This is a genomic window from Microbacterium sp. (genome assembly GCF_043427715.1).
GTDB lineage: Bacteria > Actinomycetota > Actinomycetes > Actinomycetales > Microbacteriaceae > Microbacterium.
The window spans coordinates 1-15,612 of record NZ_JBHWTD010000052.1 but is presented as its reverse complement, the minus strand read 5'-3'; the positions used below and the strand labels follow the sequence as shown (position 1 = coordinate 15,612).

Annotated in this window: 13 protein-coding genes; 8 read left to right on the top strand and 5 right to left on the bottom strand. The window is 69.4% G+C overall.

Annotated features, from left to right (window positions below; all coding sequences use genetic code 11):
* The first annotated feature begins 7 nt into the window (after window positions 1-7).
* Entirely contained in the window at window positions 8-436 is a 429-nt protein-coding gene (locus tag ACHFGS_RS05495) for an RDD family protein (protein WP_394279012.1), read from the top strand.
* Window positions 437-497: 61 nt separating this feature from the next.
* Here the strand turns inward: ACHFGS_RS05495 and ACHFGS_RS05490 are convergent, their stop codons facing one another.
* Window positions 498-1,208 (bottom strand): DUF4191 family protein, encoded by a 711-nt coding sequence (locus tag ACHFGS_RS05490; protein ID WP_394279011.1) that lies wholly within the window; start codon window positions 1,206-1,208, stop codon window positions 498-500.
* A 131-nt stretch (window positions 1,209-1,339) separates the two neighbouring features.
* Here ACHFGS_RS05490 and ACHFGS_RS05485 point away from each other — a divergent pair, with 131 nt between their 5' ends.
* Window positions 1,340-2,827, top strand: coding sequence for a hypothetical protein (locus tag ACHFGS_RS05485; RefSeq protein ID WP_394289255.1), 1,488 nt, complete (start codon window positions 1,340-1,342; stop codon window positions 2,825-2,827).
* 12 nt (window positions 2,828-2,839) lie between these two features.
* Here ACHFGS_RS05485 and sucB read toward each other — a convergent pair whose 3' ends face one another.
* From sucB to ACHFGS_RS05470, 3 genes are read right to left on the bottom strand one after another with little or no spacing between them, the layout of a single operon-like run.
* Window positions 2,840-4,612 carry a 2-oxoglutarate dehydrogenase, E2 component, dihydrolipoamide succinyltransferase gene (gene sucB / locus ACHFGS_RS05480; protein ID WP_394289254.1) on the bottom strand — a complete coding sequence of 591 codons (1,773 nt, stop codon included), beginning with the start codon at window positions 4,610-4,612 and terminating at the stop codon, window positions 2,840-2,842.
* A 50-nt stretch (window positions 4,613-4,662) separates the two neighbouring features.
* A complete protein-coding gene (gene lpdA, locus ACHFGS_RS05475; protein WP_394278230.1) occupies window positions 4,663-6,036 on the bottom strand; it encodes a dihydrolipoyl dehydrogenase in 1,374 nt (457 codons plus the stop codon).
* Window positions 6,033-7,502 (bottom strand): leucyl aminopeptidase, encoded by a 1,470-nt coding sequence (locus ACHFGS_RS05470; RefSeq protein ID WP_394278229.1) that lies wholly within the window; start codon window positions 7,500-7,502, stop codon window positions 6,033-6,035. Before ACHFGS_RS05470 ends, lpdA begins: the two co-directional genes overlap by 4 nt.
* Before the next feature lie 107 nt (window positions 7,503-7,609).
* Between ACHFGS_RS05470 and ACHFGS_RS05465 the strand changes: the two genes are divergently transcribed.
* The 5 genes from ACHFGS_RS05465 (at window position 7,610) to ACHFGS_RS05445 (ending at window position 12,876) form a co-directional block, all read left to right on the top strand.
* Window positions 7,610-8,539 (top strand): proteasome assembly chaperone family protein, encoded by a 930-nt coding sequence (locus ACHFGS_RS05465; RefSeq protein WP_394278228.1) that lies wholly within the window; start codon window positions 7,610-7,612, stop codon window positions 8,537-8,539.
* A 215-nt stretch (window positions 8,540-8,754) separates the two neighbouring features.
* Window positions 8,755-10,107, top strand: a complete 1,353-nt coding sequence (locus ACHFGS_RS05460) for an RNA polymerase sigma factor (protein WP_394278227.1) — start codon at window positions 8,755-8,757, stop codon at window positions 10,105-10,107.
* Window positions 10,104-10,808 carry a coenzyme F420-0:L-glutamate ligase gene (locus ACHFGS_RS05455; protein WP_394278226.1) on the top strand — a complete coding sequence of 235 codons (705 nt, stop codon included), beginning with the start codon at window positions 10,104-10,106 and terminating at the stop codon, window positions 10,806-10,808. Before ACHFGS_RS05460 ends, ACHFGS_RS05455 begins: the two co-directional genes overlap by 4 nt.
* Window positions 10,809-10,810: 2 nt before the next feature.
* Complete coding sequence (locus ACHFGS_RS05450; protein WP_394278225.1) at window positions 10,811-11,833, top strand: sugar-transfer associated ATP-grasp domain-containing protein; 1,023 nt, start codon at window positions 10,811-10,813, stop codon at window positions 11,831-11,833.
* Window positions 11,834-11,859: 26 nt separating this feature from the next.
* Window positions 11,860-12,876 (top strand): sugar-transfer associated ATP-grasp domain-containing protein, encoded by a 1,017-nt coding sequence (locus ACHFGS_RS05445; protein ID WP_394278224.1) that lies wholly within the window; start codon window positions 11,860-11,862, stop codon window positions 12,874-12,876.
* A 110-nt stretch (window positions 12,877-12,986) separates the two neighbouring features.
* On the opposite strand, the gene ACHFGS_RS05440 is transcribed toward ACHFGS_RS05445, so the two are convergent.
* Window positions 12,987-13,208, bottom strand: coding sequence for a hypothetical protein (locus tag ACHFGS_RS05440; protein ID WP_394278223.1), 222 nt, complete (start codon window positions 13,206-13,208; stop codon window positions 12,987-12,989).
* Between the two features lie 193 nt (window positions 13,209-13,401).
* On the opposite strand from ACHFGS_RS05440, the gene ACHFGS_RS05435 reads away from it, so the two are divergent.
* Window positions 13,402-15,474 (top strand): type IIA DNA topoisomerase subunit B, encoded by a 2,073-nt coding sequence (locus ACHFGS_RS05435; RefSeq protein WP_394289253.1) that lies wholly within the window; start codon window positions 13,402-13,404, stop codon window positions 15,472-15,474.
* The last annotated feature ends 138 nt before the right edge of the window (window positions 15,475-15,612 follow it).

Here is a 15,612-nt window from a genome sequence, read left to right as displayed (position 1 = left end):
GGATGTCGTGTCCACACCCGCTTCCGACTATCCCGGCGAGCGCCTGGGCCGCCCCGAGGCCGGCAAGGGCAGCATCGCCCGGCCGGGCCGCCGCATCGGTGCGCTGTTCATCGACTATGCCGCATCGACCCTGATCGCCACGGCGTTCCTCGGCTACGACCAGTTCGCCCTGCCCGAAGAGGCGGGCTGGCGTCTGTTCGCGCCGATGATGGTGTTCGCCGCGCTGCAGATCCTCTTCATACCCACTGTCGGCGGAAGCCCTGGGCATCGCATCCTCGGGATGCGCCTGGAGCTGCAGACCGGTGGGTGGGTGGGACTGTGGCGGCCGATCGTCCGCACCGCGCTCGTTCTCCTCGTGATCCCCGCGGTCATCTGGGATGCCGATCAGCGCGGCATCCACGACAAGATCGTCGGCACGGTCCTCATCCGGGCCTGACCCTCAATCAAGAAGGACCCAGCCGATTCGGCTGGGTCCTTCTTCGTTGGCTGTGCGGGGTTCAGCGCGGACGCTGGGCCCGGGCGCGCATCGGGTCGATGCCCTTGGGGATCGGGAGCGAGGTCACCGACTTGGAGACCGAGTCGATGCGCTTGACGACGGCCGCCAGGGTGGCGCGGTCGACGGTCTTGGGCAGCGCCTTGATGGTCTTCGCGAGGCGCGCGATGGGGACGTCGCCTTCTTCATGACCGACGTAGAAGACCTCGACGTTCACGCCGGAGGCGACACGCGCGACCTTCTTGCGCTCGTCTTCGACCAGACGCTTGAGGCGACCGCGCGAGCCTTCACCGACGATGACGACACCGCCGCGACCGACGGCGCGGTAGACCGCGTCCTGGGTGCGCGGGTTCACGCCGACGGGCATGTCAGAGGTGACCCAGCGGCGGCCGAGGCCAGTGGACAGGACGTGCCCGACGGCGCCGGGCATGCCGTCGAGCTTCTTGTACATGACGCGCGTCGACAGGCGCGTCAGCAGGATCATCGCGAAGAGCAGGCCGAACAGCAGGCCGCTGACGCCCCACAGGATGATGCTCCAGATCTGCACCGGCGGGATGAGGAATCCGATGAGCACGCCGAGGCCGACACCGATCAGGAGAGCGCCGATGAGCCCGAACGGGAGCCAGCGGAACTCGCTCTTGGTGAACGTGTACAGGGAGCGGATCTGCGAGAAGAAGCCGGGCCGCTTCTCGGGTGCGGTACTGCGCGATGCCATACCCTTCAGCCTACCTTCGCCGTCCCCGCGCCGGTGTACACCGACTCCTCCACACGCGCACACTCGCGCGCGCTGTCCACCGTGCCGAACCGAGGGTACGGGGCGGAGCGGGGGCGGGTCATCCTGGTCGCATGAACCCGATGGCCCTGCACGTCCCGCCGGCGCTGCGCGCGCTCTCGATCGCCGACGCACCGTTCTCGGGGACTGTGCGCGCAGGCGATCCGCCGACTCTGTGGACGGATGCCGCGCAGTTCGGCGCGTCGCCCGCGTGGCGTGCCGTCAGTGCCGAGCACCTCCTCGTCGCCCTCGACGCCGCCCGGACCGACGAGGGCGACTGCGTCATCCTGCCGCACTGCATCTCGCGGCTCGACCAGCTCATCGGCCGAGGCGGAGCCGCCGACCGGGGCGCGGCGGTCACCGTCGCCGTGAGCATTCTCCGAGGGGCCGCGGAAGCGGACGCCCTCGACGCCCCCGACGGGCAGTGGTGGGTGACCGCCGAAGGCAAGCCCGTCCTCGCGTTGACAGGCTGCTCGCCCTGGCGCGAAGACGCGGCGGCCACGCTGGCCGCGCTCGACGGCGACGATGACGGCGGCGATGACGGCGGCGGCGTCGGTCACGATGGCGAGAGCTGGAGCGAGCTCATCCGCCGTGCGGTGGACGTGGTCGGCGATCCGCGACGTCTCCGCAGGGAGCGCGAGGACCTCGAGGCCGCATTCTTCGCGTCCGCGACGCCCGGCCCGCTGGACCTGGAGGCGACCTCCGCCCAGGTGCAACCTGCGGCCACGGGACGGTCGCGGGAGGCCGCGATCGCGGAGAATCGGCACCCGGGGGCGCCCCTGTTCGACCTCGTCGCCCGGTTCGTGGACGAGGTGTTCGCCGAACGACTGCGCGGGGCGGCGGCATCGCTCTCCGCGGTCCGCGCCAGGCGGCCTGCCCGGCGTGAACGTCGTGCCCGCCCGCATCCGCGTCGCCCGCGTCTGCGCCGCACGCGGCCGCCGCAGAGGCCCCGCGCGGTCCGGTCTGCGAGCCGCGCCGACCGTGTGATCTCGCCCGTGTCAACGCGTCGTCGCGGCCGACCGGTCGCGGTCGCCCTGGTCGCCGCGGCGTTGGTCGTCACCGTCGGTGCGCTGTGGCCCGCCGGAGCAGAGCAATCGACCGCCGCCGGGTCCCGCGGCTCGGGGAACGGTGTCGTGTCGGACACCCCTGCCGAGACGACGTCCGCGCAGTCGACTCCTGCCGAGTCGACCGCGCCCGGGTCGACGACGGAGGGCTCTCGTTCCGGTGAGCCCTCCGCGCAGCATTCGAGCGATGCGCAGCCCGCGGAGCGCGGGTCATCCGAGGCACCGGATCCTGAGGACCCCCTCGCTTCCGGCCGCACCCTCGTCGCCGCCCTCGCCGCCTGCGCCGATGACGCGTGCCGAGCGGGACACTGGGAGAAGCCGGAGCGGATGCAGCCGATCGCCGAGGCGGGGGATCACCCCGTGGAAATCGTCGACGAATACGGCGGCGCCGCGGCCCTTCGGATCACTTCCGGCGCGCGGACCCAGATCGTCGTGATCGTCCGCGCGAAAAGCGAATGGCTGGTCCGCGAGGTGTACGACCTCGCGGACCAGCCATGACGCTGTGGGAAATCAGGCTCCCAGCTGGCCCTCGAACTCTGCGGCTTCCAGGCGGGCCTTGACGGCGCTCAGGAAGCGGGCGGCGTCGGCGCCGTCGATGACACGGTGGTCGTACGACAGGGCGAGGTAGACGTAGGAGCGGACGCTGATGGCATCCTTCCCGTCGACCGACACGATGCCGGGGCGCTTGACGACGACGCCGGTTCCGAGGATCGCCGACTGCGGCAGGAACACGACGGGGGTGTCGAACAGCGCGCCACGCGAACCGGTGTTGGTCAGCGTGAACGTGCCGCCGGCGAGCTCGTCGGGCTTCAGCTTGTTGTTGCGGGTGCGGTCGGCGAGATCGGCGATCTCGTGCGCGATCTGAGCGATGTTCTTGTCACCTGCGTCACGGAGGACGGGGGTCAGCAGGCCACGCTCGGTGTCGACGGCGATCGACAGGTGCTCCGACGCCGGGTAGACGATCTGGTCGCCGTCCACCGTCGCGTTGATGATCGGGTACGCCTTGAGCGCCTCCGACGCCGCGAGGGCGAAGAACGGCAGGAACGACAGCTTGTCGCCGGTCTTCTCCAGGAACGACGCCTTCACCTTGTCGCGGTAGTTCGCGAGCTTGGTGACGTCGACCTCGACGACCGTGGTCAGCTGAGCCGTCTGCTGCATCGACTCGACCGCGCGGCTCGCGAGAACCTTGCGCAGACGCGACATCGGCTGGGTCGTGCCGCGCAGCGGCGAGACCTCGACCGGCGCCGGGGCCGCAGCGGCCGGAGCGGATGCCTCGGCCTCGGCCTTCGGCGCCTCGGCGGCCTTCAGGACGTCCTCCTTGCGGATGCGTCCGCCGACACCGCTGCCGGTGACGGTGCTCAGGTCGACGCCATGCTGCTGCGCGAGCTTCCGGACGAGCGGAGTGACGTACGTCATCGCGTCGTCGTCGGCAGCGGCCGGAGCGGCCTCAGCCTTCTCGGCGGCAGGAGCGGGAGCCTCCTGCTTCGGGGCTTCCTGCTTCGGGGCTTCCTGCTTCGGGGCTTCCTGTGCGGGAGCCTCCTGTGCGGGAGCCTCCTGCTTCGGGGCTTCCTCCTTGGGGACCTCCTGCTTCGGAGCCTCCTCCTTAGGGGCTTCCTCGGCGGGGGCCTCCTGAGCGGCCGGTGCGGCAGCACCAGAACCGACGCGGGCCAGGACGGCGCCGACCTCGACGGTCTCGTCCTCCTGGACGAGGATCTCGCTCAGCGTGCCGGCGATCGGGGAGGGGATCTCGGTGTCGACCTTGTCGGTGGAGATCTCCAGGAGGGGCTCGTCGACGGCGACCTCGTCGCCGACCTGCTTCAGCCAGCGGGTGACGGTGCCCTCGGTGACGCTCTCACCCAGTTCGGGGAGGACGATGTCCTTCGCGTCGCCACCGGCGGCCGGGGCGGCGGGGGCTTCCTCGGCGGCGGGCGCGGCCTGCTCAGCCGGAGCCTGCTCAGCCGGAGCCTCCTGAGCGGGCTGCTCGGCGGGGGCGGACTCGGCAGCGGGAGCTTCCTCTGCGGGTGCCTGCTCGGCGGGTGCGGCGGAGCCGTCACCGATCTTGGCCAGGACGGCGCCGACCTCAACCGTCTCGTCCTCGTCGACCAGGATCTCCTCGATGACGCCGCTGACGGGCGAGGGGATCTCGGTGTCGACCTTGTCAGTCGAGATCTCGAGCAGCCCTTCGTCGGCCTGGATCGTGTCACCGACCTTCTTGAGCCAGCGGGTGACCGTTCCCTCGGTGACGCTCTCTCCGAGCGCGGGGAGGACCACGGATGTGCTCATGACTGTGTCTCCTTCAAGAAAGTGCGATGTGCTGTCTAGCTTAGTGTCGGTCAGATGGTGTGAAGCGGCTTCCCCGCGAGCGCGAGGAATGCCTCGCCCAGAGCCTCACTCTGCGTGGGGTGGGCGTGGATGAAGGGGGCGAGGTCCTCGGGGTGGGCCTCCCAGCCCACGGCGAGCTGCCCCTCGGTGATGAGTTCGCCGACGCGGTCGCCCACCAGGTGGACTCCGAGGATCGGGCCTCCTTCGGTGCGAACGACCTTGGCGATCCCGCCGGTGCCGAGGATCTCACTCTTCCCGTTGCCGGCGAGGTTGTACTCGACGGTGCGGACGACGTCGCCGTGGATCTCGCGGGCCTGCGCCTCGGTGAGGCCGACGGAGGCGACCTCCGGATGCGAGTAGGCGACACGGGGAATCGTCGACTCGGGGACGGGTACCGGTGACAGTCCGGCGATCTGCTCCGCGACGAAGATGCCCTGCTGGAAGCCGCGGTGCGCGAGTTGGAGCCCGGGCACGATGTCGCCGACGGCCCACACGCGCCCTGCGGTCGTCTGCAGGCGGTCGTCGACCCGCACGAAGCCGCGGTCGAGCTCGACCCCCGCCTCTTCGAGTCCGAGCCCCGAAGTGGAGGGCGCCCGGCCGACGGCGACCAGGACGACGTCGGCCACGATGGTCGATCCGTCCGAGAGCGACACCGTGACATCGGCATCCGTCTGCGACACGCCTTCGCAGCGCATCCCGAGACGGGAGTGGATGCCGCGGCGTCGGTACGCCCGCTCGAGCGCCTTGCTGGAGGAGACGTCCTCCGCGGGGAGCAGGTGGTCGAGGGCCTCGACGATCGTGACCTCGGCCCCGAACGAACGCCAGACGCTCGCGAACTCGACGCCGATCACGCCGCCGCCGAGGATGACCGCGGAGGTGGGGATGCGGTCCAGTGCGATCGCGCTCTCGCTGGTGAGCACCCGTCCGCCGACCTCGATACCCGGGATCGTTCGCGTGTGGGAGCCGGTGGCGATCACGACATCGCCGCCGCGGTACACCTCGTCGCCGACGGTGACCGTCCGTTCGGAGGTGAGTCGTCCCTCGCCGGCGACCACGGTGATGCCGCGCGCGGCGATGAGGCTCTTCAACCCCGCGAACTTCTTCGCGACGATGCCTTCGCGGTAGGCGGACATGCGCGCGGGATCGATCCCTGTCAGTGCGGCATCAACGCCCACCGCCGCAGCCTCGCGGACATGGTCGGCGATCTCCGCCGTGTGCAGCAGGGCCTTCGTCGGGATGCAGCCGCGATGCAGGCAGGTGCCGCCGAGCAGGTCCTTCTCGATGAGGGCGACGGTCTTGCCGAGTTCGGCTGCACGGAGTGCGGCCGCGTAGCCGCCACTCCCGCCGCCGATCACCACGACGTCGAACTCTCGCCCGCTCGTCATCGCGACTGCGCTTCCAGGAGCGCGAGGATCGAGCGGACGGCAGCGCCGGTGGGGCCCTTGTCGGTTGCGCCGAAGGGCGACTTCGTCGTACCGCTGCCGGCGATGTCGAGGTGCACCCACGGGATGCGCGGCGCGTCCGCCCCTTCACCGGTGCGGCCGACGAAGCGCTGCAGGAACAGTGCGGCGAACATCGTCCCGCCGGCAGGGTCCCCGATCTTCGCGTTCTGCAGGTCGGCGATGGGCGAGTCGAGCTCGTCTTCCATGTGTGCGGGCAGAGGAAGCTGCCAGGCGAGTTCGTCGACGGATGCCGCGGCGGCGAGGTAGTCGGCGACCGCCGTGTCATCGCCCATGACGCCCGTGTGGCGGTGGCCGAGGGCGACGACGACGGCGCCCGTGAGCGTGGCGACATCGATGAGGAGGTCGGGCTGGGTGCGGCTCGCGGCGACGAGGCCGTCGGCCATCACGAGCCGTCCCTCCGCGTCGGTGTTGAGGACTTCGACGGTCGTGCCGCCGAGCATCGTGAGCACGTCGCCGGGGCGCGTGGCGCGGCCCGACGGCATGTTGTCGGCGACGCACAGCCACGCCTCCACCGCTAACGGCAGCGCCATCTGCGCGGCGGCGCGGACGACGGCGAGCGCGGTCGCGGCACCGCACATGTCGTACTTCATGCCGACCATGGACGCCGGCGGCTTCAGCGAGAGCCCGCCGGTGTCGAAGGTGATGCCCTTGCCGACGATGGCGACGCGACGCGACGCTGACTCGGGCGCGTAGCGAAGACGGATCAGACGCGGAGGACGATCCGACCCCTGACCGACGCCGAGGATGCCGCCGTAGCCGCCCTCGGCGAGAGCCTGCTCATCGAGCACCTCGACCTCGATCGGCAGCTCGGCCACGGCGTCGGCGGCGCGCTCGGCGAGGTCGGCGGGGCCGAGCCATTCGGCGGGGACGTTGACGAGGTCCTTGACCAGGGCGACCGCTTCCGCCGTCGCGATCACGGAGCCCAGTGCCGTGGCGGCGTCTGCGTCGGGAGAGTGGACGGTGACGCGGTCAGCGCGCGTCTTCGCGGCATCCGTCGTCTTGTAGCCGGCGAAGCGGTAGCCGCCCAGGGCAGCGCCCTCCGCGGCCGCGCGCCACTGCTCGTTTGCCGTCGGGACGGCGACGGCGAGGTGGGCGAACCCGGTGGTGGTGCGGACGGCGGCTCCCACAGCGTCGCGGACGGCGCCGGCGGCGGGGGAGGAGCCGATGCCGACAGCGATGATCGGCACGGTGGTGGCTTCGGGGGCGTAGGCGCGCGCGCTGCTGCCGGCGGCTCCGGTGAAGCCGGCGGCGCGGAGGGCACCCTCGAGCCCGGGCCACTCGGTGAGCAGATCGCCGGCATCGGCGAGCGGCGGCAGAGCGAGGACGATCGCGTCGGCCTCCAGGTCTCGGACAGGGGTGGGGGAGACGGAAAGCTCGGGGAACGGCATGCGCTCCATCCTAGGGACGGGCTCTCACAGAGGCGCCGAGGCATCGTTCGCTGAGAGCGGGACCGCGGACGGGCCGCCCCCTCCCGTGGGGCTCGTACAGTGGGAGGATGCCGCTGTCCGGACCTCTCTACGAGCGTGTCGTCTCCGCACCCCCCGTGCCCGCCGGCCTCCCGCTGGTGGTCGCCCTCACCGGGTTCACCGATGCAGGCTCGGCCGTCAGTCGCCTCGTCGACCACCTCCGTGCCGAGCACGACCCTGCGCCGGTCGTCTCCTTCAACGCCGACGTGCTCTTCGACTACCGGGCCCGCCGTCCGCTGATCACCTTCGACGGTGATCGGCTCGTGGACTTCCAGCCGCCCCGGCTCGAGCTCTCCCTGGTCCACGATTCCCTCGGTCAGCCGTTCGTGCTGCTCTCGGGCTACGAGCCGGACTTCGCGTGGGAGGCCTTCGTCGACACCGTCGTCGGTCTCACTGAAGGACTCCAGGTGCGCTCGGTGACGTGGGTGCACGCGATCCCGATGCCGGTGCCCCACACCCGCCCGCTCGGGACCACCGTGAGCGGCACCCGTGAGGAGCTGACGGAGGCGCACTCGATATGGAAGCCGCACACCCAGGTGCCTTCGACGGCGGGGCATCTCCTCGAATACCGCCTGACGGAGACCGGAGCCGCTGTCGCGGGATTCGTGCTCCTCATTCCCCACTACCTCGCTGAGACGGATTTCCCGGCCGCCGCGATCGCCGCGCTGGACAGCATCTCGGTGGCGACCGGACTCGTGTTCGACAGTGACACGCTCCGCGAGGAGAACCGCGAGTACCTGGAGAAGGTCGACACGCAGGTGGAAGCGAGCGAGGAGCTCACCGTCATGCTGCACAACCTCGAGAACAGATACGACGCCTATATGGCCGGTTCCACGCAGGCGCAGCCGATCATCCACACCGGCGACCTGCCCTCGGCGGATGAGCTGGCCGCCGAGCTCGAGCGATTCCTCGCGAACCGTCCCACCGGCGACGATGACCGTCGCCCCGGTCTCGGCTGAGCCCCACGGTGCGGCCCGGGAGCGCCCGGGGGAATGCGCGCCGCGATCTGGGTGTTGACACAGGCATGTCCTTCATGCGTCCGTGACGTATGAGAGGATGGACGAAATGACCCGTTGTCAACGGCGAGGTGTGCTCATGAGTACGCGTGCCGAACTTGACAAGGGTCTTACTAGTGTCCGAACCCCGGCGGAGTGTCGTCGGTGAAAGGCGAGACGTGACTTCAGGCACGAAGACAACCCGCACGCGGGCGGCCGCTGCGGCCGACGAAGAGGCGACGGCGTCTGCGAACGCGGAGAAGGACACCGCGGTGAAGGCTCCCGCGAAGAAGGCTCCCGCCAAGAAGCCGGCTGCGGCGAAGGCGGCACCTGCCAAGAAGACGGCGGCGAAGGCTGCGCCGGCGAAGGCGCGCGCGACCAAGGCGAAGGCCAAGGACGAGGACGAGCCCGAAGAGGATGAGGTCGACGAGACCGAACTCGACACGGCTGTCGACTCGGACGACGCCGCCGACGGCGACGACGCGAAGAAGGACAAGGACGACGACGAGGAGGAGGGCGCCAAGCCTGCCTTCACCGAGCCGCTCCCGACCGGCGCGATCGTCATCTCGTCCGCCGATGACGACGAGGTCCCGGTCTACTCGACCCAGATCACCGGCGCGACGGCGGACCCCGTCAAGGACTACCTGAAGCAGATCGGCAAGGTCCCCCTGCTGAACGCGGCCGAAGAGGTCGAGCTCGCGATGCGCATCGAGGCGGGTCTGTTCGCCGAGGAGAAGCTGTCGCACATGACCGCCGCCGAGAAGTCGGCGCAGCTGGGTCTCGACCTGCAGTGGGTCGCCCGTGATGGTCAGCGCGCGAAGAGCCACCTGCTCGGAGCCAACCTCCGCCTCGTCGTCTCGCTCGCCAAGCGCTACACCGGCCGTGGCATGCAGTTCCTGGACCTCATCCAGGAGGGCAACCTCGGTCTGATCCGCGCGGTCGAGAAGTTCGACTACACCAAGGGCTTCAAGTTCTCGACCTATGCGACGTGGTGGATCCGCCAGGCGATCACCCGCGCCATGGCTGACCAGGCTCGCACGATCCGCATCCCCGTCCACATGGTCGAGGTCATCAACAAGCTGGCACGCGTGCAGCGTCAGATGCTCCAGGACCTGGGTCGCGAGCCCACGCCGGAAGAGCTCAGCCGCGAGCTGGACATGACGCCTGAGAAGGTCATCGAGGTTCAGAAGTACGGCCGCGAGCCCATCTCGCTCCACACGCCCCTCGGCGAGGACGGCGACAGCGAGTTCGGTGACCTCATCGAGGACACCGAGGCCGTCGTCCCGGCCGACGCGGTGGGCTTCACGATGCTGCAGCGCCAGCTCGAGTCGCTCCTCGACTCGCTGTCCGAGCGCGAAGCGGGCGTCATCCGCATGCGCTTCGGTCTCGGCGACGGTCAGCCCAAGACGCTCGACCAGATCGGTGACACGTTCGGTGTGACGCGTGAGCGCATCCGCCAGATCGAGTCCAAGACGATGGCGAAGCTCCGCCACCCGTCGCGGTCGCAGTCGCTGCGGGACTACCTCGAATGACCGGCGCCGCGAACGAGGGCAAGGAGCTCACGCGAGCGATCGACGGCACGACCTACGCCCGGATCCCGATCCGGACGCACGTCGTCATGCCCGGCGAGGACATCGAGCAGATCGTCGAGAAGTACGCCGCGTCGCAGCTGCAGCCCGGTGACGTGCTGTTCGTGACGGAGAAGATCGTCGCGATCACGCAGGGCCGCTCGTACCTGGTCGAGGACATCCACCCGCGTCCGCTCGCCCGGTTCCTCTCCCGATACGTCGTGAAGACGGCGTACGGCATCGGTCTCGGCATGCCCGAGACGATGGAGATGGCTCTGCGCGAGTGCGGGACCCCTCGCATCCTGTTCGCCGCCGCGGTCGCCGCCGTCACGAAGCTGTTCGGACGCCGCGGTGACTTCTACCGCATCGCCGGCGACAAGGCCCGCTCGATCGACGGACCCACGCCCCACACCATCCCGCCGTACAACAAAGCGGTCGTCCTCGGTCCGAAGGACCCGGCCGGTGTCGCGGCGAAGCTGAAGGCACGGCTCGGGGGAGTGAGCGAGGTCGCGGTCGTCGACATCAACGACATCGGCGGCAACATCCTCGGCTCGACCCTCGACCGCGCGGGAGAGCAGCGCCTCGTGCGCATCCTCTCCGACAACCCGCTCGGCCAGGGTCATCAGTCGACGCCGCTGGGCATCATCCGTCCGTCGAAGGGCTGAGCGTGGGCGCACTGCACCGGCTGTACCGTCGCGCTCGCTTCTTCGTGCGACGCGTCATCAATTTCGACAGCGAACGGGTCCTCCAGTTCGCCCGCCAGTCGGCACGCCTCACGAAGGCTCCGCTGTGGTGGGTCGTCATCGACATGATCTGGTGCTCCGTGCGGTACGAGACCACGTTCGAGAACTACTCCGAGTGGGACTTCCGCATCCTGAAGCCGCGCGAGCGCAAGACGTATATGACTGACCCGAAGTCGTTCCACCTGTCGCGACGGCTCAACGACAACGCGCAGCGCGCGATCTTCGACGACAAGCTCGAATTCGCCCAGCGATTCGGCGCTGAGCTCGGCCGCGAGTGGATCGACCTCCGGGTGACGGATGCCGCGGCCTTCGCGGCGTTCACCGCTCGGCATCCGCGCATCATCGCCAAGAACCCCGGTGGTGTCGGCGGCAACGGCATCTCGCTGCGCGAGTCCGCATCGATCACCGATCCCGCCGCCGTGCGCGAGGAGCTGATCGCGGCCGGACAGGTGCTCGTCGAAGAAGTGCTCGTCCAGCATCCCGACATGGCGCGGCTCTACCCCGACAGCGTCAACTCGCTGCGGATGGTGTCGTACCTCGACCCCGATGGTGAGGTCCACGTGCTGGCCGGCGTCTTGAAGATCGGCAACGGCGGGGTCATCGACAACTTCAGCAACGGCGGCATGTACACGATGCTCGACGAGCGCGGCCGTGCCATGCACCCCGCGAGCGACGAAGAAGGCCACCCGTTCGCCGAGCACCCGGTCACCGGCGTCGCGATCACCGGCTTCACGGTTCCGCTCTACGACGAGGTGCTCGACCTCGTCGACCGGCTCGCCCGCCGTGTTCCCGCATTCCCCTACATCGGCTGGGACATCGCCATCACCCCCGAGGGCCCGGTGGTCATCGAGGGCAACCACAACTCCGGCGTCTTCCAGTCGAAGCCGTCGGTGTCCGGGATCCGGCAGGGCCTGCTCCCGCGCTACCGCGCCGCGATGCGCTTCTGATTCGCCACGACCACGGAGGAGCCGCCATGCGCCGCATCCGCGTCCGCCTGCAGTACCTGATCCGTCGCGCCCGCAAGCTCCGGCCGGGCAACTTGGTCGAGTTCGCCCGCACCGTCCAGCAGATCTCGAAGGACCCGCTGCCGATCATCATCGCCGACATGCTGTGGTGCTCGGTGCGCTACGACATGGCGTTCCGCGATTACGCGGTGTGGGACATCCGGCTTTTGAACGGTCGCGAGCGCGCCACCTGGATGACGCACCCGAAGTCCTTCCGCATCACGAAGATGTACAACACCGCCGAGGGGCGCGCGAAGCTCGAGGACAAGCGACGCTTCGCCCGTGAGTACGCAGACCTCCTGGGTCGCGAGACGATCGACCTGCGAGACGTCGACGACGCCGCCCTCGCGGCCTTCCTCGGTCGCCATGCGAAGGTGCTCGCCAAGCCCAACGAGGGTCACGGCGGTGGTGGCATCGACCTCCACGAGGTGACCGCGGCGACGGATGCCGCAGCGTTCCGTGCCGAGGTGACCGCCAAAGGCCAGACCGTGCTCGACGAGTTCATCGTCCAGCACCCCGAGATGTCGACGCTGTACCCGGACGCGGTCAACACGGTCAGGCTCATCACCTTCCTCGACAGGGAGACCGACGCGGTGCACCTGCTCGCTGCGGTGCTGCGCATCGGCAACGGCGACGTGATCGACAACTTCGCCTCCGGCGGCATGTTCACGATGCTCGACGACGAGGGAGTGGCTCTCTATCCCGGCGTCGACAAGAACAGCCACGTCTACAGGGAGCACCCTGCGACGGGGACGCCGATCGTCGGGTTCCAGGTGCCGATGTACGACCGCGTGCTCGATCTCGCGGCCGCGCTCGCGCGCCGGACTCCCGAGGCCCCGTACGTGGGGTGGGACATCGCGCTGACCCCCGCCGGCCCCGTCGTGATCGAGGGCAACCACAACTCGAGCGTCTTCCAGCCCAAGCCGTCGGCGTCGGGGGTGCGCACCGGCCTGCTTCCCGTGTACCAGGCGGCCGTCGGGTTCTGAGTCCGCTGCCACACCCGGGCACGGAAGAGGCCCCCACCGAGCGGTGGGGGCCTCTTCTCGTCTCATGACCGGCGAGGCGCCGGACGTGTCGGTTCAGGGGGCTTCGGAGATCAGGGGGCTTCGGAGAGCCGCGCGGTCTCGTCGTGCCACTTCGTGGCGACGGCGCGCAGCTTCTCTTCGTACTTGCGTCCGTGGTGGGCGCAGAACAGCAGCTCGCTGCCGTTCACCTCCGCGGCGATGTAGGCCTGGGCTCCGCAGGAGTCGCAGCGGTCCATCGCGGTGAGGCGGTGTTCGAGGACGACTCCGGGCTCGGTGGCGGTCGTTGTGCTCATGTCAGGCGCCTCCTCCTGGTGCTCGTGACGGGAACTGTCATGACATACAACCACGCGAGTGTTGCGGGTATGCCGCCATTGCATGACATTTCGCTGTGCGCGTACGGTATGCGCGCGCACCGGGATGACGGGTGCGTTGCCCCGCGAGTGTCGAGCCGGGTCCCGGGGGTGGCCCCGGATACGCTTGGAGATTGTGACAGCCGAGTACTCCGCCCATCACCTTCAGGTCCTGGAAGGGCTCGAGGCCGTCCGCAAACGCCCGGGCATGTACATCGGGTCCACCGACTCGCGCGGTCTCATGCACTGCCTCTGGGAGATCATCGACAACGCGGTCGATGAGGCGCTCGGTGGTCACGGCTCCCGCATCGACGTCATCCTCCACGCCGATGGCAGTGTCGAAGTCCGTGACCGGGCCCGCGGCATCCCCGTCGACGTCGAACCGCGCACCGGTCTCACCGGTGTCGAGGTCGTGTTCACGAAGCTCCACGCGGGTGGCAAGTTCGGCGGCGGGTCGTACGCGGCATCCGGTGGTCTGCACGGTGTCGGCGCCTCGGTCGTGAACGCACTGTCCGAGCGCCTCGACGTCGAGGTCGACCGCGCCGGCAAGGTCTACGCGATGAGCTTCCACCGCGGCGAGCCCGGCGTGTTCGCCGGGGACGCCCCGGATTCCGCCTTCACCCCCTTCGAGCGATCGAGCGAACTCCGGGTCATCGGCAAGGCCGCCAAGGGCGTCACCGGCACCCGCATCCGCTACTGGGCGGATCGGCAGATCTTCACGAAGGATGCCGCGTTCGATCTGGGCGAGCTGGAACAGCGCGCCCGGCAGACGGCGTTCCTGGTTCCCGGGCTCGAGATCGTCATCGTCGACGAGCGGGGCGAGGAGACCGTCGAGACGAGCTATCGGTTCGACGGCGGCATCTCCGAGTTCGCGGAGTTCCTCGCACCCGACGCTCCGATCACCGACACCTGGCGGCTCGAGGGCACCGGCACCTTCACCGAGACGGTGCCTGTTCTGCAGCCGACGGGCGCCATGGTCCCCACCGAAGTGGAGCGCGAGTGCCACGTAGACATCGCGCTCCGGTGGGGCACGGGCTACGAAACCGTGAGCCGGTCGTTCGTCAACATCATCGCGACACCCAAGGGTGGCACGCATCAGCAGGGCTTCGAGCAGGGCCTCATCAAGCTCCTGCGGTCGCAGGTGGAGGCGAACGCGCGCAAGCTCAAGGTCGGCGCGAGCGAGAAGATCGAGAAGGACGACATCCTCGCGGGGCTGTCCGTCGTCCTCACCGTGCGCCTGCCCGAACCGCAGTTCGAAGGACAGACCAAGGAGATCCTCGGCACGCCGGCGGTGCGCAACATCGTGGCATCCGTCGTCGCGAAGGAGCTGGGCGCGAAGTTTGCCTCCAGCAAGCGCGACGACAAGGCGCAGACCGCGCTTCTGCTCGAGAAGGTCGTGTCGGAGATGAAGGCGCGCATCTCGGCGCGCACCCACAAGGAGACCCAGCGTCGCAAGAACGCACTGGAGTCGTCGTCGCTTCCCGCCAAGCTAGCCGACTGCCGCTCCAACGACGTCGCCGCCTCCGAACTCTTCATCGTCGAGGGCGACTCGGCGCTCGGCACCGCGAAGCTCGCGCGCAACAGCGAGTACCAGGCGCTTCTGCCGATCCGGGGAAAGATCCTCAACGTGCAGAAGGCGTCGATCAGCGACATGCTCTCGAACGCCGAGTGCGCGTCGATCATCCAGGTCATCGGTGCCGGCTCCGGCCGCTCCTTCGACATCGACGCCGCCCGTTACGGCAAGATCATCCTGATGAGCGACGCCGACGTCGACGGCGCTCACATCCGGACGCTTCTGCTGACGCTGTTCTTCCGGTACATGCGTCCGCTGGTCGAAGCCGGTCGCGTGTACGCCGCGGTCCCGCCGCTGCATCGCGTCATCGTGGTGAACCCCGGATCCAAGCCGAACGAGACGATCTACACCTACAGCGAGAAGGAGCTGCACGCGCTGCTCGCGAAGGTGACCAAGTCCGGCCGCCGCTGGCAGGAGCCCGTGCAGCGCTACAAAGGCCTCGGCGAGATGGACGCGGACCAGTTGGCGGACACCACCATGGCGCGAGACGGCCGGCTGCTGCGCCGCGTCCGCGTGCAGGACGCCGAGGCGGCCGCAGGGGTGTTCGAGCTGCTCATGGGCAGCGAGGTGGCCCCGCGTCGCGACTTCATCGTGTCGTCGGCGGACCGCCTTGACCGCGAGGCCATCGACGCCTGAGTCGCCCCCGCGGTGCGCCCTGCCTGAACCGCGGCTCAGGCGATGGGGGTGCCGATCGCGCCGATGACGGCGTCGAGGATCTGGCCCGAGGCGTCGCGGCGGGCGCCGCCGGCGGGCAGGGTGCGCACGGCGCACAGG